Raw genomic sequence first — 19255 nt, 5'->3', positions numbered from 1 at the left:
TGGCGGCCCCTTTGCCGACCCTGGGTCGAAGGGTAGCGCGGGCGGGCTTGCCGGGAGAAGTGTGAAATAACCCTCTTGTTCAACTGCGACGTGTGGAAGCCCGGGGCGCCGGGCGCGGCCCGCATTGACGGCGGGGCGCGGCTGCCGCCACCCTTCCGGCAAGAGGAGGAACGGATGCCGCAACTGGTCCATTGGGCGGAACGTCAGCCGGAGAAGCCGGCCGCGATCTTTCCCGACACGGGCGTCACGGTCAGCTACGGCGCCCTGCAGGCGCGGGCGCGGCAGGCGGCGCAGTGGCTGCTGCGGATCGGGTTGCAGGCCGGCGACGGAATCGCTGTGCTGCTCGACAACCGCCCGGAATTCCTCGAACTCGCCGAGGCGGCGCGGCTGGCGGGGCTCTACATCACGCCGCTCTCCATCCATCTGCGGCCGCACGAGGTGGCCTATGTACTGAACGACAGCGGCGCGAAGCTCGTCGTCGCCAGCCCGGAGCTGGAGGGGCTGGCGGCGGCGCTGGTCGCCGAGGGCGCGATCGGCGAACGGCCGCGCTATGCGCTGGGCGACGGCATCGCAGGTTACGAGAGCTACGAGGCGGCGCTGGCGCGCGAGGATGCGGCGGCGCCCCTGCCGGAGCGGCCGCTGGGGCGGGAGTTCCTCTACTCCTCCGGGACGACGGGGCTGCCGAAGGGCATCCGCCGGCCAATGCTGCCCTATGAGCAGCGCGACGCGCCGATGTGGGACATGACGTGGAAGTCGCTCTACGGCTTCGACGAGAGCGTGGTCTATCTCTCGCCGGCGCCGCTCTACCATGCGGCGCCCTTCGGCTATGTGAGCCGGACGCTGCTGGAGGGCGGGACGGCGATCATCCTCCGCAAATTCGATGCGGCGCAGTGCCTTGCCATGATCGAGCGGTACCGCGTCACGCATAGCCAGTGGGTACCGACGATGTTCGTGCGGCTGCTGGCGCTGCCGGAGGCGGTGAAGGGCGCGCATGACCTGTCCTCGCATCGCTGCGCCATCCATGCGGCGGCACCCTGCCCGGCCTCGGTGAAGCGGGCGATGATCGAGTGGTGGGGGCCGGTCCTCTACGAATACTATGCGGGCTCCGAGGGGATCGGGACCACGGTGATCGACAGCGCGACCTGGCTGCGCAAGCCCGGCTCCGTGGGGCGGCCGGTAAATGGCGTGCGGGTGCATATCACCGGCGAGGATGGGCGGGAGCTGCCGCCGGGAGAGACGGGGACGATCCGCTTCGAGGGTGGGCCGCGCTTCGCCTATCACAATGCGCCGGAGAAGACGGAGGCCTGCTACGACGAGCGGGGCTGGGCGACGCTCGGCGACCTAGGCTGGGTGGATGAGGAAGGGTTCCTCTTCCTCTCCAACCGGCGGGCGGACCTGATCCTGTCGGGTGGCGTCAACATCTATCCGGCGGAAATCGAGGCGGCGCTGGCGCAGCATCCGGCGGTAGGCGAGGTGGCCGTCGTCGGCGTGCCGCATGCGGAGATGGGCGAGCAGGTGCATGCGGTGATCGTGCCGCGCGAGGCCGTCGAGCCGGCGGTGCTGGATGCCTGGTGCCGGGAGCGGCTGTCGGGCGTGAAGCGGCCGAAGAGCTACGAGTTCGTCGAGGAACTGCCGCGCAGCGAGGCGGGGAAGCTGCTGCGGCGGATCCTGAAGGAACAGTACCTGACGGCGGCAGGCTGACGCTGCCGCCGTCGGCGTGCATCAGCCCGTGCTGAGGCCGAGGCGCTTCACCCGCGCCTCCTCCATGTCGATCGTCTCCGCCATGTTGCGGGCGTAGTCGGCGCTGTTCAGATATTGCAGCGGCTGGTCGAGCCGGGCGAGCACCGCGAGATGCGCCGGGTCGTGCAGGGCGCGGCGGAAGCCCTCGTGCAGGGCGGCGAGAGTCTCGGGGTCGAGGCCGGCGGGGGCGACGAGGCCGTAGGGCGAGGTGATGACCATGCCCTGGTAGCCGAGTTCCAGCAACGTCGGCACCTCGGGGAAGCCGGGGCGGCGGTCGGGCGTCCAGACATTCAGGAGGCGGAGCTTGCCCTCCTTGATCAGCTCGTAGAGGCCGGTGCCGGCGGCGGTCGCCTCGATATGGCCGCCGAGGAGCGCGGGGACGGCATCGGCCTCGCCGCGGAAGGGGACGTGGACGACCTCGAGCTTCTCGCGTTCGGCGAGTTCGACCATCGCCAGATGCGGCGTGCCGTTGGCGCCGGTATTGCCCCAGCGGTGACGGCCGGGATTGCGGCGGGCGTCGGCCACGACCTCCTGCCAGGTCTTCCACGGGCTTTCGGCGCGGACGACGATGCCGAAGGTGTAGCCGGTCAGGTGGATGATCGGTGTGAAGTCGCGGCGCGGATCATAGGCCATGCGCTGCATGAAGGGCAGGCGGAGCGCCGGCAGCGTCATCTGCGAGACGAGGTAGCCGTCGGGCTTCGCCCGCGCCACGGTCGCCGGGCCGAGGGTGCTGCCGGCGCCGGGGCGGTTGTCGGTGATAACGGTCTGGCCGAAGGCGCGGCTGGCGGCCTCGCCCAGGGCGCGCATCTGCACATCCGTCGCGCCGCCGGCGGGGAAGGGGACGAGCAAGGTGATCGGGCGGTCAGGGAAGCGCGATTGGGCGCGGGCGAGCATGGGCGTGGCGAGGGCGGCGCCGAGCAGGGCACGGCGGGTGGCGAGCGGCATGGATGGTTCGTCCCGGTGGTCTTGTTGTTGAGGCCCCGCCGCGCGGAGGCGGCGGGGCCCGGCGATCCTACAGCGTGCGGCCGATGATCTCGCGCATGATCTCGCTGCTGCCGCCATAGATGCGGCCGATGCGGGCATCGGCCCAGGCGCGGCCGATCTCGTATTCCGCCATGTAGCCGTAGCCGCCATGGAGCTGGAGGAAGTCGTCGAACAGGCGGTTCTGCATCTCGGCGCCGAGCAGCTTGGCGGTTGCCGCCAGCTCGACAGTCAGCTCGCCGCGGAGGTGGAGGGCGAGGCAGTGGTCGGCGAAGACGCGGAACATCGTCGCCTGGGCCTTGGCATCGGCCAGCTTGAATCGGTTGTGCTGGAAGTCGATCACCGGCTGGCCGAAGGCCTGGCGCTCCTTGGTGTAGGCGACGGTCTTCTCCAGCATCACCTCCATCCCCATGGCGGCGCGGACGGCGATGACGAGGCGCTCCTGGGGGAGGTTGCGGATGAGGTAGGAGAAGCCCTTGTTCTCCTCGCCAAGGAGGTTGGCGACGGGGACGCGGACATCCTCGAAGAACAGCTCGGAGGTGTCCTGGGCGTGCAGGCCGATCTTCTCGAGGTTGCGGCCCTTGGTGAAGCCGGGCGCGTCGGCAGGGACGCAGATCAGGCTGATGCCCTTGCGGCCGGCGGAGGGGTCGGTCTTGGCGCAGACGATGACGAGGTCGGCGAGCTGGCCGTTGCTGATGAAGGTCTTGGAGCCGCTGATGACATATTCGTCGCCCTCGCGGCGCGCCGTGGTGCGCATCGCCTTGAGGTCGCTGCCCATGCCCGGCTCGGTCATGGCGATGGCGCCGATGATCTCGCCGCGCGCCATCTTCGGCAGCCATTCGCGCCGGCGCTCCTCCGTCGCCAGGTCGGCGATGTAGGGGACGACGATGTCGGAATGCAGCGGGAAGCCGGGGCCGGTGCAGTTGGTGCGCGCGATCTCCTCGATGATGATGGCGCTGTAGCCGAAATCGGCACCGGCGCCGCCGTATTCCTCGGAGAGCATCGGGCAGAGCAGGCCAGCGGCGCCGGCCTCGAGCCAGACGGAGCGGGGGACGACCCCGTCGCGCTCCCACTGCCGGTGATGCGGGACGATGTGCCGCTCGAAGAAGCGGCGTACCTGGTCGCGGAACATCTCGTGGTCCGCGTTGTAGACGGTGCGGGGGCCGGCGAGGCTGCGGCCGGGCAGGGCGGGGTTGGTATCCATGGCGTGTCTCTCCCGGTTCAGAGTGCGTTGGCGGTGCGCAGGGCGGCGATGTCCTCGGCGCTGAAGCCGCAATCGGCGAGAACCGCGTCGGTCGCTGGCTGGGCGGGCGGGCCGGGCTCGGCGGGCGTGCGGCTGAAGCGGGGGGCTGGGGCGGGCTGCACGATGCCGTCGCGGTTCAGGAAAGTGTTGCGGGCTTGGTTGTGCGGGTGCAGCGGAGCCTCGTCCATGTCGAGGACGGGGGCGATGCAGGCATCCGTCCCCTCGAAGAGGGCAGCCCAGTCGTCGCGGGTGCGGCCGCGGAAGATGGCGATCAGCTCGCCCTTCAGCGCGGGCCAGGCCGAGGGCGACATGCGGTCGGGGAAGCGGCTGGCGTCGAGGCCGAGCTTCTCGCACATCAGGGCGAAGAATTGCGGCTCGATGGGGCCGACGGCGATGCTGCGGCCGTCGGCGCACTCGTAAGTGTCGTACCAGGGGGCGCCGCCGTCGAGCATGTTGGTGCCGCGCTGCTGCGACCAGCGGCCGCGGGCCTTCGCCGCGTAGATCGGGGCCATCAGCAGGGCGGCGCCGTCGACCATGGCGGCGTCCACCACCTGGCCGCGGCCGCTGCCCTTGGCTTCGAGCATGGCGGCGAGGAGGCCGAGGGCGAGGAGCATACCGCCGCCGCCATAGTCGCCGACGAGGTTCAGCGGCGGGACGGGGCGCTCGCCGGGACGGCCGATGGCGTGCAGCGCGCCGGTGAGGGCGATGTAGTCGATGTCATGGCCGGCGGACTGGGCGAGCGGACCTTCCTGGCCCCAGCCAGTCATGCGGCCATAGGCGAGGCGGGGGTTGCGGGCGAGGCAGGTGTCGGGGCCGAGGCCGAGGCGTTCCATCACGCCGGGGCGGAAGCCCTCGATCAGGGCGTCGGCGGAGTCCACGAGGCGGAGGGTCGCCTCGATGGCGGCGGGGGATTTCAGGTCGAGGGCGATGGTGCGGCGGCCGCGCAGAACGAAATCCTCGGGCGGCGGGGGCGGGGCGCCCTTGCGCTCGAGGCGGATGACCTCGGCGCCGAGATCGGCGAGCACCATGGCGCAGAAGGGGCCGGGGCCGATGCCGGCGAATTCCAGGACGCGCAGGCCCTTCAGGGGTCCCATCGAGCTTCCTCCACGATTGGAGGAAGCTTAGCAGGCTATGCGTATCGGGAAAGAGAAAAGGGGCCGGCATTGCTGCCGGCCCCCCCCGTCGCATCAGTCAGGCGATCCGCTCAGCTGCGGCCACCATGGCTGTTCTGGCCACCCTTCTTGCCGGCCTCGCTGGCCTTCTCGCGGTCCTGGGCGAAGTTGCCGGAGTTGCCCTCGGAACCGCCGCCGCCATGGCTGGCCTGGCCACCCGCACGGCCGGCCTCGGCCGCCTTCTCGCGGTCGTTCGCGAAGTTGGCGGGGTTGTTTTCCTTGCCTTGATGCTGGCCGCCGATGCGGCCAGCCTCGGCGGCCTTTTCGCGGTCGTTCGCAAAGTTCGCCGGGTTGTTTTCCTTGCCCTGATGCTGGCCACCGATATGGCCGGCCTCGGAGGCCTTCTGGCGGTCGTTGGCGAAGTTGCCGGGATTGTTCTCGGCACCCTGGTTGCTGCCGCCAGCCTGGCCGGCGCGGGACGCCTTCTCGCGGTCGTTGGCGAAGTTACCGGGATTGCTGTTGCCGCTATTGGCCATGGTGTTCATCCCTGATTCGTTGACTGCGTGACCGCCTTGTCCGCGGCCTGCAGGGGAAGAACGTGGAACGCTGCCGCCGGATGCGGCACGTTCCGCACAAAGCCGCGAAAAAACACTGCAAAATCAATATTATAAACTATTCGCAGGCGGCATGGAGGCGGCCAGAGCCAGGCTTTCCGGGCTCGGTTGCAGGGCCGGTTCCGCAATATCCGGGAGTGAGGAACGGGGGTGGTTTTTCGCGCTCAACGGGAGCGCGAGCGGCCGGCGAGGATCGTGCTGCCGAGAATGGTGAGCACGAGCGTGACGATGAGGAGGAGGAAGGCGAGCGCCGCGCCGAAGGGCCAGTTGGTGCCGCGCACGAACTGGTCGTAGACGGCGGGCGCCATCATCTTGAACTGCGGGCCGCCGAGCAGGACGGGCGTCGCATAGGCATTCATGCAGAGGATGAAGACGAGGACGCAGCCGGCGGCGACGCCGGGCAGCGCCAGCGGCAGGACGACGCGGCGGAAGGATGTCAGCGGGCCGGCGCCGAGATTGGCCGCCGCCTCCTCGACGCTTCGGGGGATCGCCTCGATCACCGCGGCGAGCGTCAGGATCATGTAGGGGGCGACGACGGCGAGGATGCCGGCGATGACGGCGCCGGTGGTGTAGAGCATCGGCAGCGGCTCGGCGATGAGGCCGGTGCCGATGAGCGCGGCATTGATGGCGCCGTCGCGGCCGAGGAGTGCCATCCAGCCGGCGGCGCGGACGACGTTGCCGACGAGCAGCGGGAAGAGCGTCAGGATGGTGGCGAGGCTCTTCCAACGGCTCTCCATGCGCGCGAGCCAGTAGGCGGCTGGGAAGCCGATCAGCAGGGCGAGCAGGGTAGAGGAGAGGGCGACGCCGAGGGTCGTCGCCATCACCTCGCGGTAATAGGGGTCGGCGAGGGCGCGGAGGTAGTTCTCCGCGGTCAGCGCCTCCTGCATCATCTGCGCCGCGTCGTAGCGGTTCAGGCTGATGCGGAAGAGCATCGCCATGGGCGCGACCAGCAGGCCGAGCACCAGCAGCGTCGCAGGGAGAAGGAGGGCGGCCATCGCTCCCCTACCGCTTGAACTCCTTGTTCCAGAAGTCGATGAGCGCGACCTGGTTCTTCGCGATGTATTCGTAGTCGGGGGTGCGGAGCTTGGCCTGCTGCTCCTGCGTCAGGCTGATCTGGCGGGCAAGCTCGGGAGGGAGCTGGGCGTCGGTCACCGTGGGGGCGTAGCCCATGCGGTCGGCAAAGGCGGTCTGGGCGCGGGCGTCGAGGGCGGCGTCGAGATAGGCCATGGCGCCGGTGCGGTTGCGGGCGTTCTTCGGCACCGACATCTCGAAGCAGATGCTGGTGGCGCCCTCGCTCGGCACGGCGTGCTCGACGGGGATGCCGGACTTCTTCCACATGAAGCCACGGGCGAGCCACATGATGGTCAGCCAGACCTCCTCCGACTTCAGGGCGGCGGCGAGGGCCTCGTTGGAGGGGTAGACCTTCGCGTCGAGGCTGCGGAGCTCCATCAGCTTCCTCTTGCCGGGCTCGTAGTCATGCTCGGTGCCGCCGGCGGCGAGGGAGGCGGCCTCCATGTTCTGCAGGTGAAGGATGTCCACGAGGCCGACGCGGCCACGGTATTTCGGGTCCCAGAGGTCGGCATAGGACTGGGGGGCGGCGGTGACCTTGGCCGGGTTGTAGAGGATGACCTTCGCTGAATAGATGTGCGGCGCCGAATAGGGGCGCTTCAGCGAGGGGATGGCGCGGGCGAGGTTGGGGATGCGGCCCTCCTCGATCGGCTCGAAGACGCCCTGCTGGGCGAGGGTGAACATGTCGACATCCGAGAGGCAGCAGACGTCCATGCTGCCGCGGCGCGAGGCGCGCTCGGCGATCAGCTTGGTCTTGCGCGGGTCCTGCGGGCCGACATCCTGCACCACCTCGACTCCCTTGGGGGCGAGGATCGGCTTGTCGATGTTGGAGGCGAGCAGGTCGCCGTAGTCGCCACCCCAGGTGCCGACGACCACCTGGCCGCTCTGCTGGGCGGAGGCAAAGCCGGGGAGGCCGGCAGTAAGGGCGACGGCGAAGGTGCTGCGGCGGGTGAGGCGCATCGGCGGGGTCTCCGGGGTCAGGTGGCGTCGTCGGGCAGGTCGCCGGGCTCGGCGGGCAGCAGGCGGGCTTCGGCGGGGTCCCAAAGGGCGAGGACGGCATCGCCGGGGGCGAGGGCGCGGCGGGGATCGCCCTCGGCCGGCGTCGGCGCGATGGCGAGCAGGCGGGTGCCGGCGAGGTCGAGATGGTACTCGGTCTGGGCGCCGAGATAGGTGACGGCCACGAGGCGGGCGGCGAGGCCATCGCCTGCGGTGGCGACCGCGATCCGCTCCGGGCGGAGGGCGAGGACCTGGCCGTGATGGGCCTGCTGCGGCAGGCAGGGGAGCAGGGCGCCGCCCGGGGTGCGGAACCGGCCGGGGGCCTCCGGCGTGCCGCGCAGCAGGTTGCAGCGGCCGATGAAGCCGGCGACGAAGGCGTCGGCCGGGCGCTCGTAGAGCGCCTCCGCCGTGCCGATCTGGCGGACACGGCCGCGCTCCATCACCACCAGCCGGTCGGCCATGGTCAGCGCCTCCTCCTGGTCATGGGTGACGAAGAGGGTCGTCAGGCCGAGGCGCTGCTGGAGCGCGCGGATCTCGATGCGGACCTCGGCGCGGAGCTTGGCGTCGAGGTTGGAGAGCGGCTCGTCAAGCAGGAAGACGGCGGGGTTGACGACGAGGGCGCGGGCCAGCGCCACGCGCTGCTGCTGGCCGCCGGAGAGCTGGCGGGGGAGGCGGTCGGCCAATCCCTCCAGCCGGGCGAGGCGGAGGGCTTCCCGCACCCGCGCGTCGCGCTCGGCGCGGGCGACCTTCCGCATCTCGAGGCCGAAGGCGACGTTCTCGCCGACCGTCATGTGCGGGAAGAGGGCGTAGGACTGGAAGACCATGCCCGTGTCGCGGCCATGCGGCGGGGCCTTCGTCACGTCGCGGCCGGCGATGAGGATGCGGCCGCTGCTCGGCGGGACGAAGCCGGCGACCATACGCAAGGTCGTCGTCTTGCCGCAGCCGGAGGGGCCGAGGAGGGCGACGAACTCGCCCTGCGCGACGTCCAGGTCGACGCGCTCGACGGCGACGGTGGTGGCGTAGCGGCGGCTGATGGCGTCGAGGGTGAGGGTGCCCATGGTCAGACGACGCGGCTCAGCGAGACGAAGCGGTCGGTGATCAGCATGAGCGCGCCGACGAGCGCGATCTGCACGGTGGCGACGGCGGCGAGCGTCGGGTCCACGCGGAATTCCAGGTAGTTCAGCATGGCGACTGGGAGGGTGGTGCGGCCGGGGCCGACCAGGAGCAGCGTCAATTCGAGGTTCTCGAAGCTCTGGATGAAGCTGAACAGGCAGGCGGCGACGACGCCGGGGCGGAGCATCGGCAGGGTGATGCGACGGAAGACGGTGAAGGGGCGGGCGCCGAGATTGGCCGCCGCCTCCTCCGCCGCACGGTCGAGGCCTTGCAGCGAGGCGGCGACGAGGCGGACCGTCCAGGGGATGGTCAGCAGGACATGGGCGGCGACGAGGCCGGGGAACGTGCCCTTGATGTCGTCATCGACCCAGAACTCGGCCCGGACGTAAAACAGGTAGAGGGCGGTGCCGGCGACGACGCCGGGGACGGCGAGCGGGCCGAGCAGCAGCGTGTTCAGCGCGCCGCGGACGCCGCCGAGCCGGGCGCGGGAAAGGGCCAGCGCCGCCGCTGTGCCGAGGGGGACGCCGATCGCGGTCGCGACCAGGGCCAGTTGCAGCGAGGTGGCGAAGCCGCGGGCGAATTCGCGCTTCTCCCAGGCATTGGCGTACCAGGCGAGGCTGAGGCTCTGCGGTGGGAAGGAGACGATCTCCTGGGAGAAGACGCTGATGACGATGACGGCGAGCACCGGCGCCAGGATCAGCCCATAGGCCCCCGTCACCGCCACGCCGAACGCCGCCCTTTGCAGGCGTGACCCTGCCATCCAGCCCCCTTTCGCCTCCCGCGGCGCACCGTGATGCGGGGGCGGGGGCGGGTCAAGCACCGGTGCGCCCTGCGGAACATCTTCCTTCGCCTTGGAGCGGAGGATAGGTTTGACGGGGTGGGGGGGCTTCGGTATGAAGCGCCCTGCATACGTCGTGAGCCGTGCTGCACCTGCGGAGGGGTGGCCGAGTGGCTGAAGGCGACGGTTTGCTAAACCGTTATAGGGGGTCAACCTCTATCGTGGGTTCGAATCCCATCCCCTCCGCCATTTCAACGGCCTAGATATGTCCTTCGGCGTTCGCGCATGACGGTTTCCGCAGCGTCTGGGACACCTTTTGGGACACTCCCGCCCAACGGGGCCCTTTATGCAGCCCGCTTGGCCGCGGTGCTTTCCGCAGGCGGCAGCGACCCGAAAAGGCCCCCGTCGCGGTTGTAGCGCCACATGGCGCCATTCCTCCGAAGGTGTTCGATATAGATCTCAGTCGTCGTCACCAGCGTGTGGCCGAGGTGCTCGGATAACCTGAAGATGCTGGTATCGTCGTCCACCAGCGATGCGCAGGCGAAGGCGTGCCGGAGATCGGGCAGCCTGAAGCCCGGAAATGCGACGGGTGCCGCACGTCGGCCTCCGCGGCCCGGTTCTCCCGCGCCTGCCGTTGGCGTCGCCACTGCCCGTAGCGTGTGGAGACCACGGCGCTGTCTGACGGCAGCCTGGCGAACAAGCGGCCCCGCTTCGGCAACTCGGCGAGCATGACAGCCGCGGCGCCGAGATTGATGGTGCGTGTCATCTTGCCGTGGCCGTGCCGGTTCCGCTTAACGCCACGAGACAGTGTCGCCTTCGTCCTGCACGGGTGCAGGTCCTCGGCCTGACCTTACCCGTAGAAGCGATCTGCCGGTAATGTGAGGCTGGCGAGCCGCGGAGGGTTTTGGGATGGCGAGGAAACACCACAAACCGGAAGAAATCGTGGCCAAGCTTCAGCAGGTTGGGGTGTTACTGTTGCAGGGCAAGACGGCGTCTGAGGCGGTTCGGACGATCGGGGTGACGGAGCAGACCTACTATCGGTGGCGAAGCGAGTATGGCGGCCTGAAGCTGGATCAGGTGAAGCGCCTGAAGCTGCTGGAGCAGGAGAACGGCAGGCGGCGGTTGGCGGTGGCCGATCTCACTTTGGGGAAGCTGGTGCTGAAGGAAGCTGCCTCGGGAAACTGGTGAGCGCCGCGCGTCGTCGGGGCTGTGTCGAGCATGTCATGGACAAGCTGGGCGTCTCGGAGCGGTTTGCCTGCCGGGTGCTGGGGCAGCACCGCTCGGTGCAGCGCAAGGTGCCGAGGGCAGCCGGCGACGAAGCGGCGCTGGCCGAGAGCATCATTGGCCTGGCCCAGCGGTACGGGCGCTACGGCTACTGCCGGATCACGGCCCTGCTGCGGACCGAGGGCTGGCGGTGCAACCACAAGCGGGTGGGGCGCATCTGGCGGGCGGAGGGGCTGGAGGTGCCTGCCCGGCAGCCCAAGCGTGGGCGGCTCCGGCTGAACGATGGCTCCTGCGTGCGGCTCCGGCCCGAGCGCCCCAATCACGTATGGGCCTATGACTTCGTCGAGGACCGCACCCGGGACGGGCGCAGGTTCCGGATGCTGAACGTGGCCGATGAGTTCACCTGCGAATGCCTGGCGATCCGGATTGGGCGCCAGTTCAAGGCAGCTGATGTCATCGATGCGCTGTCCGACCTGTTCATCTTGCGTGGCATCCCAGGCCATGTTCGGTCGGACAATGGGCCCGAGTTCGCAGCCACAGCCGTGAAGGGCTGGATCAGCGGCGTGGGCACGAGGACCGCCTTCACCGAGCCCGGCAGCCCATGGGAGAACGGATACGGGGAAAGCTTCAACGGCAAACTGCGCGACGAGCTACTGAACACCGAGGTGTTCAACACGCTCGCCGAGGCGAAGGTCCTGATCGAGCAGTGGCGACGGCACTACAATACCGTCCGGCCACACTCCTCACTCCACCACCGACCGCCAGCGCCGGAGGTCACCCTGGCGCCAACTCCGCCGTCGCCCGCTGGCCCACCATCCTCCAGTTCAGGCCAAACCACCGCCATGCTCCATTAAAAATCCGCACGGACTGCCTCGAGGCCGCGCCCGCCGGGGAAGAAGGCGGAGCCTGGGATCTCATGTGGGACTGGCAAAACCCCAATGGGATGGGGAAGCGAGTTGGCTTCGACAGCAATTGCCGAGAGCGGTCCACAATCGGCTATGGCAACTGCACTCCCATCGAGAGATCCAGACATTTGCGACACCCTCTGCGCAAGTTGGGCCGGGCTTTTCGAAGTTACCACGTAGGTGCCGCCCGAGGTAGTGCAGCGACGTGCCAGGTACGCCATAGGCAGACTATCTGGTTCGCCGAGGTTCTTACGGCGGAGGAGGGATACGCTCTTATGATTCAGTCTATTTCTAAAACCACAGAATCCTCCGATGTCTCAACGAGTAACTCCCCCTCGGCGGCCCGGCTTGCCATCGCCTTATGGCACGGCGCAAACCTATGCCTCGCCTTCTTGCACCGGCCGCTGACGCCCAGTCCGATCTTGATATGATGCACTCTCGAAGCGACTTTGGGTGAATGGACGGTCTCGCCAATTCTTGCCAGTCACGTGTGCCTCTGCAGTCGGACGGCGAGGACGTCCGGCTTCCGTACGGCATCACGGAGGACGACCGCCTGGCCCACGTGACCGAGGTGGCGTCGGGTTTGGCCTGCGGCTGCCGGTGTCCGGGTTGCGGCGAGCGTCTAGTCGCACGCAGGGGGGCCAACAAAGTCCACCACTTCGCCCACCACGTGCATCGCGCATGCGCAGGCGCCTGGGAGACGACGCTGCACCGCTTGGCCAAGGAGGCTGTCCTCGAGGCCCGCGAGATCCTGCTCCCGAAAGCGGTTGCCAAGGTCGGTGACTTGAGCGCGGACGTGGCCGCCGCGACGATGTTTATTTACGAGGCGTCGGAGGCAGAGGTCGATTTGGGCGATTTGCGCCCGGACGCGGTCATCACTGGCCGCGGGCGCCAGCTCCTTCTCGAGTTCCACGTCAGCCACCCTTGCGGGTCAGAGAAGATTGCCCGGCTCCGCACCCGAAACTTGGCGACGGTCGAGATCGACCTACCGCGCGTCCCGAGGCTTCTTCCTCGCGGCGAGCACGTCGAACAGATTCTGCGTACAGCACCTCGGCACTGGCTCCACAACGCCAAGGTTGCTGCCGAGGAGGACCGACTACGGCTCATCGCCGAAAGGATGACGGAGCTTGAGCAGCGCCGCAGAAACCGGCTTTACGGCCGAATCGCCGACGAAGTGGCGGCAGCATGGCGGGAGCCAACGAGGCGTGGACACCGGGGCTGGCTGACGCGGGCGGCCGACGCTGGCTTCGGCGAGTTCACGGGCGTGCCGATGCCCGGCGACCGGTGCTTCGCGTTCGACGCCGCAACGTGGCAAGCAGCCTTCGTCTTCTATGCCGTAGTCGCCGCCGCAGGCCACACGTTCACGGCCGAGAACGCGCTCAGCTACCTTCAGCGTCAGGGAATGTTGAAGGAGCCGTTCAAGCTCAGGCGGAACTGGGAGCCGGAGTTAGAGGCGCATCTCCGCGAACGGGTCGGGGGCTTCCGGTCGCCCATCGAGGTCATAGCCGACTACGCCACCTGGCTCGCCGAGCGCGGCGTAGTGGAACGGACCCAGACGGGGTGGCGTGCCGACCACGAGCGTGGATGGGAGGCAAAAGCGAGAATCGACGTCGCCGAGGCTGCCAGGAAGCGGGAAACCGACCTACGGGCCAAGGTGATCTTCCTGCTCAAAGTGGCGCAGCTTCCGACGCGGCTTGCCGAGCCGTGGATGGACCGGGTTCTGCCGGGGTTCGGCGAATCACCGCGCGCCCTGGCCCAGGCGGGCAGTGACTGCTTCGAAAACGTCCTGCGGCGCCTCCGTGAGTTGGAGAGGATGGCGTGGGCGGGCGGCGCTCCAGTTTCAGGGGACCTGCTTGGCCTGCCTCTCGAGGAATTGCGACGGACACGGCAAGCAGAGGCGAACGCCCGACAGGAGACCCAACGTCGCATCCGCGAGGATTTTCAGGCGCAGACCCGAGAAAGGCGCCGCAAGGAGTCGTCGGACTTCGTGGATGCTTTGCTTGCCGAGGCGGCCCTGTTCATGGGCGAGGTGGACGGGCTTGCCTGGGTCGAACACGCCGTGCGCGGTGGTGGGGGCACGACCTTCGACGAGGGGCGGCTTGGTCTCGACCGGGTGATGCAGGAGCGCATCAAAGGCGCTCTCGACGACGAGCGGCGGCGCATTGAGCTGATCCGGCATGTGGAGACATCTCGCCACGGTGAAGAAGCGGCCATGACCGTGGAAACGCTGCGCTGCCGCCAGGAGCTGGAGACCCGGGCGTTGAGGCATTTCTCGGGCAATGCCGACAAGTCCCGGCTCTGGCTACGCACGACGCAGCCCGCCCTAGGACGGTCGCCCTGGACGCACGCCGTCGACGAGAGACGCCGGGATGAGTGCCTACGCCTGCTTGATGCAGCGTTGCCCAAGGGGAAGCGAAGGTAGTTGCCCGTCGAGTTTGGAGATTTCCTGGATACTGACCAAGTGCCGGGCTGGCGCGAAGGACGATTGTGGTCTGGTGTTTCATCCTCGCTGCCACTGTGCTGGACTGAGACGAGATGATCACACACGCGGCAAGACCGTCGAAGGCTGGGATTGCCTCCCAGGAGGAGGGCACTGAGGCCGACCTGCCCAATGACCGCCCCAACCAAGCCGTTGGACTGAAGGCGTATCTCGACGGCGTCGCCGCGCGGGTAAAGACTTTGCCGTCGACTTGGGTCCGCTGCGAACTGCTTACCCTCAAGCCCGGCGACCGGTTCGTCCGAATGGAGTTCGTTGAGCACGATGGGACCGGTCGGAAGGTCGCCCAGGTCAACGGTGGCTGCTGGCCGGGAGTCTATCGCCGGGTGACCGAGGCGTTCACTACCCTAGGCTTGCGCCTTGAGGCGGGCTCGAAGGTGCTCGTGAAAGTCGTCTCCCGCCTCGACGCCAACTACGGTTACTCGGTCGAGATCGAGGACATCGACCCGAACTACTCTCTGGGCGATTTGAAGGCTAGAGCGGAGGCCATCCGCCGACGCCTCAAGGAGGGAGGTATCTGGGAGCGGAACCGCCGTCTCCGCCGACCGGCCGACTTTCTGCGGGTGGCCGTTATCTCCCCGCCGGATGCTGCGGGCCTCGGCGATTTCCGGTCCACCGTGGACCGCCTGACCTCGGCTGGCCTAGTCGAGTTCACGTTCGTCGAGGCACCATTCCAAACCCCTGATGCGGCCGCTCGGATCGTCGCCGAGATGCGGAACATCTACCGCTCGCACCAAGCGTCGCCGTTCTGCGCCCTTGCCATCATTCGCGGCGGAGGTGCCGCAGCGGACCTCGCCTACCTCGTTGACGACAAGCTGGCCGAGGCGGTGTGCAAGATGCCGATGCCCGTGATGACCGGCATCGGCCACGAACGTGACCGAAACCTCATCGACGAGGTTGCCTGCCTCCCGCTGGACACGCCCTCCAAGGTAGCCGAGCACATCAGGAGCGCCGTCGTGGGTGCCGCCCAGGCGGCGCACGGCGCAATCACCGACATCCATTCGCAGATGCGGCTCGCTGTCGCGCATTTCGAACGAGGCCTTACCGCTGCCGGGACCGAGATCGAGCGCGAGGCGCGCGGCGCTCTGGCTTCCGCCGAACGGACTGTGCGCGGCGCGCTCGATAGCCTGAAGCCCGATGCCCGCGGCACGTTGGGCACCGCCAGCAACCTCGTCGTCCAGGCAGAGGCGGCGGCCCTCAGGGCGGCACGGGCCCGCCGGGACGCCGCACGGGAGGGGCTCAAAGCGGCACGAGTAGACGTCGCCCGCTTGGCTGGAGAGCATCTGCTCGCGCATGAGCGTCAAGTGACCCGGGCGTTTGCGGGCGTTGCAGCCGAGCCGCTCCGGCTACTCGACGGCACTGCGCGCGACGTTGCCGATCAGGTGGCAGAGGTGTTTCGCCACGTGACAGCCACCGTTGAGGCTGTGGATCGTGAGGTCGGCCGGGTACTGACCCTGGCCGAGGCGCTCGACCCCGGCGCCGTCCTCGCAGCCGGGTACGCAGTCCTGCGCGGTGCCGATGGCACGCCACTCCCAAATGCCGCGCTCGTGGCGGCCGCACCGGTCATCCGTGCCGAGATGCGTGACGGCGTCATCATGCTGCAGCCGTCTGGGCCAACGCCCAGCAAAGCCGAGACGGCGTCCCATAACGGCGTCGTACGTGGGAGGGTTGAAGAATGAGCGATACGCAGGTCACGATCGGGAAGCCTGATGACAAAGTTCCGGAGCGCTTCGAGGACGCCTACCGCGAGCTGCTTGCGATCTCCGCGAAGCTGAAGCCTGCGCAGGGCCGCATTCCCGACATCGACCAAATCGAGCCGCTGGTCATGCGTGCCAAGCGCTTGGCCGCATACTGCCAGGAGCGCATCGAAAACGTCCGCCGCCTCGTCGACGAGCAGCAGGCGTCGGCCTGAGGGCGGCAGGCATGGTCAGGACGACAGCCAGCCCGACATGCGCTCGGCGGATAGCGGCCATGGGGGGAAGGCGATGATTTCCTGAGGTACGGGTGGGCACACCGCAGCCCTGACATCGGTGGCGTCCTCGGCCGCGGGGATGACGTTTGTATGGTACATTTTCAGATCTTCGCTCTGCGTATCCGAGATGTGGGTCTTGACCACCGCTGTCGAGAACCACCCCTCGCCGCGCCTCAGCCCCGCGTCGCGCTCGGGGCTCGGCGCCCAGGATGCCTTCCCTGCCAGACGAGCTGACCGGACTCTGGCGCGTATGTTCTTCCCTACCGCGTCGAGCAGCCCCTTAATGGCGGTGGAACCACGAGAACTGCGATTGAGATAAGCTCTCTGCAGGTCACTGGCGCGCTGCACGTACCGAAGCGATCCGCTCGAGGCCTGAGGTTTCATTCCGGCCTACGCTACTCCAACGCCATGAACCCTAATCTGACCTGGGAACCCCATGGTCCTGGCGCTCGCCTAATCCGTCATCGAAGGCGTCGAGGCCAGCGCGCTGGAAGCCTCCCTGCCGCCGTAGCGGTGCGAGGTGCTGCATGAGGAAATGGTACGGAACCGGACTCCCATCCTGGAACTGAAGGTGCTCAAGGGCGGTCGAGCCCGGCTCACCGGCGCGTTGGTGGCCAGTGGCCCTGTGGTTGACCTGACGGCAGGCCACCAATTCCGTTGGCTATGCCGCAGCGGCCCGGATGCCAAGGAAAAGATCGTCATCATCTTCCCGGACATGCACGCCTTGATCTACCGCAAGTGCATCCAGTTTAGCGGCTGACGACACCTAGCAGCATATTGCGACAAGTTGCCACCGCCACCCCGCCCGGCATGCCCTCAGCAATGCCTGCGGCTCTGGCAATCGCACCCCTGGTTTCAGCGTCACGGCTTCGCCATATAGCGAACCGCTATGAAACCTGCCCTGCCAGGAACCCCAGTGGGGCGCTGCGGGGACTTGTGGGATCACGGATGAGCAATTCCTTGGAAGTCGATTTTGATGAGCGTGAGCGCGCCCTGCAGGCCGCCATGCCTGGGGCCACCCTTGTTGAGCTGCGCCAGCTGATGATGCTGGCCGAGGAGCGTGGCCATGTTACCCAGGCCGAAGTCGCGGCCGCCTTGCCGCCGGAAAGAACCTCATCGGATGTGATCGAGGATACGCTGGCGGCCCTAGCCCGGCTGGGGATTGAGGTTGTCGAGGCATCCGAGGATGAGGATGCCCCGGCTCCGGCTGTTGCCCTTGAATATGCGTCAGACGACGAGGATGGCGGCAACGTCCGGGGCGACGGGCATACCGATGACCCGACCCGGATGTACTTCCGCGAGATGGGCAGCCATGCCCTGTTGTCGCGCGAGGGCGAGGTAGCTCTCGCCAAGCGCATCGAGGCCGGGCGGGCAATGATGATCGGCGGCCTCAGCCGGTTGCCGACCACGGCCGAGGCGCTGCTGCGCTGGCAGGCGGACCTGGCCTCCGGCCGCATGCTGTTGCGCGACCTCATCGACCTGGAGGCGACACTCGGCGCCGACGCCGTGGACCCGGAGGCAGACGAGGTCGCCGTCCCGGATCCGGTGGAAGCGGAAGTGGCGGCGGCCGGAGCTGACGAGGCGGAAGACTGCGAGGGTTCTGCGGCTCTCTCTATCACTGCGAGCGAGGACAAGGCCCGGCCGGAGGTGCTCACCATCCTCCTGGGCATCCGCACGGTCCATGGCCACCTGCACAAGCTGCAGGCCCGGCGCCTGCCGACCGAGGCAACCGGCGGCAGGCTCAGCGCCGAGGAGGAGGCGGTCTATGCCGCAGGGCGCGCCGAGCTGGCCCGGCTGATTGCCAGTCTGCACCTGCATGCCAACCGGGTAGCCGAACTCTTCGAGGGTGTGCGCTCCTTGAACCGGCGGTTGACCACGACCGAAGGCCGTCTGCTGCGGCTGGCCGAGGCAGCGGGCGTGAAGCGGGACAGCTTCCTCGCGGTCTACCGCAGCGCCGAAGCAGGCGGGGCTTGGTTGCAGGGAGCGGAGGCGCGCCCCGGCAAGGGCTGGAAGGTGCTGGCCATCCGGTATGGCGCCGAGGCCGAGGCCCTCCGAGCCGAGATAGACGCCCTGGCCGAGGAGACTGGGTTGCTGCTGCCTGAGTTCCGCGACATCTACGCCACCGTCTCCCGCGGCGAGCGGGAGATGTCGGCGGCCAAGATCGAGATGGTGAACGCCAACCTCCGGTTGGTGGTGGCCATTGCCAAGAAGTACCGCAACCGCGGCCTGCAGTTCCTCGACCTCATCCAGGAGGGCAATATCGGCCTGATGAAGGCGGTCGATAAGTTCGAGTACCGCCGCGGCTTCAAATTCTCGACCTACGCCACTTGGTGGATCCGTCAAGCCATCACCCGCAGCATTGCCGACCAGGCGCGCACCATCCGGGTGCCGGTCCACATGATCGAGACGGTTAACAAGGTGAACCGCACCAGCCGCCTGATGATGCACGATCTCGGGCGCGAGCCGACCGACGAGGAGCTGGCCGAGCGGATGGGCATCCCGGTCGCCAAGATTAAGCAGGTGCTGAAGATTGCCCGCGAGCCGGTGAGCCTAGAGACCCCGGTGGGGGACGAGGAGGATGCCCATCTCGGCGACTTCATCCAGGACAAGGATGCGGTCTCGCCCGACGACGTGGCGATGCAGTCGAGCCTTCGGGAGAACACCACCCGGGTGCTGTCGAGCCTGACGGCGCGCGAGGAGCGGGTGCTACGCATGCGGTTCGGGATCGGGATGAACACCGACCATACCCTGGAAGAGGTCGGTCAGCAGTTCGGCGTGACCCGCGAGCGCATCCGCCAGATTGAGGCCAAGGCAGTGCGGAAGCTGAAGCACCCCTCACGCTCGCGGGCCCTTCGCAGCTTCCTCGAATAGCAGTCTGCTAGCGACAAGCCGAGCCAACGGCCACCTCAGCTGTAAGAGTCCGATTCGAATAATCAATGAACGTTCGAGAGGGGTGGAAAGCAGACATAGGTGTGCGATCCGTTGAGGCTGCTCAGCGCCCAACGCGGGCAA

At 68.0% G+C, this 19255-nt stretch carries 17 protein-coding genes and 1 tRNA gene; 8 read left to right on the top strand and 10 right to left on the bottom strand.

What is annotated here, in order from left to right:
* Positions 1 to 174: 174 nt before the first annotated feature.
* Positions 175 to 1701 carry an AMP-binding protein gene (locus LH62_RS22500; RefSeq protein WP_043366420.1) on the top strand — a complete coding sequence of 509 codons (1527 nt, stop codon included), beginning with the start codon at positions 175 to 177 and terminating at the stop codon, positions 1699 to 1701.
* Positions 1702 to 1722: 21 nt separating this feature from the next.
* On the opposite strand, the gene LH62_RS22495 is transcribed toward LH62_RS22500, so the two are convergent.
* From LH62_RS22495 to LH62_RS22460, 8 genes are all read right to left on the bottom strand, one after another.
* Positions 1723 to 2685, bottom strand: a complete 963-nt coding sequence (locus tag LH62_RS22495) for a tripartite tricarboxylate transporter substrate binding protein (RefSeq protein WP_043364391.1) — start codon at positions 2683 to 2685, stop codon at positions 1723 to 1725.
* A gap of 67 nt (positions 2686 to 2752) precedes the next feature.
* Positions 2753 to 3925, bottom strand: a complete 1173-nt coding sequence (locus LH62_RS22490; protein WP_052214828.1) for an acyl-CoA dehydrogenase family protein — start codon at positions 3923 to 3925, stop codon at positions 2753 to 2755.
* Positions 3926 to 3942: 17 nt separating this feature from the next.
* Positions 3943 to 5058 carry a CaiB/BaiF CoA-transferase family protein gene (locus LH62_RS22485; protein ID WP_043364389.1) on the bottom strand — a complete coding sequence of 372 codons (1116 nt, stop codon included), beginning with the start codon at positions 5056 to 5058 and terminating at the stop codon, positions 3943 to 3945.
* A gap of 110 nt (positions 5059 to 5168) precedes the next feature.
* Positions 5169 to 5612 carry a general stress protein gene (locus LH62_RS22480; protein WP_043366418.1) on the bottom strand — a complete coding sequence of 148 codons (444 nt, stop codon included), beginning with the start codon at positions 5610 to 5612 and terminating at the stop codon, positions 5169 to 5171.
* A gap of 242 nt (positions 5613 to 5854) precedes the next feature.
* Complete coding sequence (locus LH62_RS22475; protein ID WP_043364388.1) at positions 5855 to 6685, bottom strand: ABC transporter permease; 831 nt, start codon at positions 6683 to 6685, stop codon at positions 5855 to 5857.
* Positions 6686 to 6692: 7 nt separating this feature from the next.
* Entirely contained in the window at positions 6693 to 7718 is a 1026-nt protein-coding gene (locus tag LH62_RS22470) for an ABC transporter substrate-binding protein (protein ID WP_043364387.1), read from the bottom strand.
* 17 nt (positions 7719 to 7735) lie between these two features.
* A complete protein-coding gene (locus LH62_RS22465; RefSeq protein WP_043364385.1) occupies positions 7736 to 8812 on the bottom strand; it encodes an ABC transporter ATP-binding protein in 1077 nt (358 codons plus the stop codon).
* Between the two features lie 2 nt (positions 8813 to 8814).
* Entirely contained in the window at positions 8815 to 9627 is an 813-nt protein-coding gene (locus tag LH62_RS22460; RefSeq protein ID WP_043364384.1) for an ABC transporter permease, read from the bottom strand.
* Between the two features lie 174 nt (positions 9628 to 9801).
* Between LH62_RS22460 and LH62_RS22455 the strand changes: the two genes are divergently transcribed.
* Positions 9802 to 9894: transfer RNA gene (locus tag LH62_RS22455), tRNA-Ser, on the top strand.
* Between the two features lie 220 nt (positions 9895 to 10114).
* Here LH62_RS22455 and LH62_RS31265 read toward each other — a convergent pair.
* Entirely contained in the window at positions 10115 to 10411 is a 297-nt protein-coding gene (locus LH62_RS31265; RefSeq protein ID WP_160299872.1) for a hypothetical protein, read from the bottom strand.
* Positions 10412 to 10554: 143 nt separating this feature from the next.
* Between LH62_RS31265 and LH62_RS22440 the strand changes: the two genes are divergently transcribed.
* The 4 genes from LH62_RS22440 to LH62_RS22425 all read left to right on the top strand — a co-directional run bounded on the left by LH62_RS22440 (position 10555) and on the right by LH62_RS22425 (position 16183).
* Positions 10555 to 11723, top strand: a protein-coding gene (locus LH62_RS22440; RefSeq protein ID WP_144404605.1) for an IS3 family transposase whose coding sequence is annotated in 2 segments (ribosomal slippage) — positions 10555 to 10819 and positions 10819 to 11723 — 1170 coding nt in all. Because the reading frame shifts where the segments join, the coding sequence is not laid out codon by codon here.
* A gap of 508 nt (positions 11724 to 12231) precedes the next feature.
* The gene (locus LH62_RS28670) at positions 12232 to 14196 is read left to right on the top strand and encodes a competence protein CoiA family protein (RefSeq protein WP_052214827.1); all 1965 of its coding nucleotides are present in this window, start codon (positions 12232 to 12234) and stop codon (positions 14194 to 14196) included.
* A 113-nt stretch (positions 14197 to 14309) separates the two neighbouring features.
* Positions 14310 to 15950: an exodeoxyribonuclease VII large subunit gene (locus tag LH62_RS28665; protein ID WP_052214826.1), complete on the top strand. Its 1641-nt coding sequence runs from the start codon at positions 14310 to 14312 to the stop codon at positions 15948 to 15950.
* On the top strand, positions 15947 to 16183 hold the full coding sequence (locus LH62_RS22425; protein WP_043364379.1) for a hypothetical protein: 237 nt from the start codon (positions 15947 to 15949) through the stop codon (positions 16181 to 16183). The genes LH62_RS28665 and LH62_RS22425 overlap by 4 nt, the downstream gene beginning before the upstream one ends.
* Before the next feature lie 15 nt (positions 16184 to 16198).
* Here the strand turns inward: LH62_RS22425 and LH62_RS30550 are convergent, their stop codons facing one another.
* A complete protein-coding gene (locus LH62_RS30550) occupies positions 16199 to 16591 on the bottom strand; it encodes a hypothetical protein (RefSeq protein ID WP_144404604.1) in 393 nt (130 codons plus the stop codon).
* Between the two features lie 172 nt (positions 16592 to 16763).
* Between LH62_RS30550 and LH62_RS22420 the strand changes: the two genes are divergently transcribed.
* Entirely contained in the window at positions 16764 to 17003 is a 240-nt protein-coding gene (locus LH62_RS22420) for a hypothetical protein (RefSeq protein WP_043364378.1), read from the top strand.
* Between the two features lie 188 nt (positions 17004 to 17191).
* Positions 17192 to 19114: an RNA polymerase sigma factor RpoD gene (gene rpoD / locus LH62_RS22415; RefSeq protein WP_144404603.1), complete on the top strand. Its 1923-nt coding sequence runs from the start codon at positions 17192 to 17194 to the stop codon at positions 19112 to 19114.
* Positions 19115 to 19255 lie beyond the last annotated feature (141 nt).

The organism is Belnapia sp. F-4-1 (assembly GCF_000802185.1).
Taxonomy (GTDB): domain Bacteria; phylum Pseudomonadota; class Alphaproteobacteria; order Acetobacterales; family Acetobacteraceae; genus Belnapia.
This window is presented reverse-complemented; position numbering and strand designations above follow the sequence as displayed.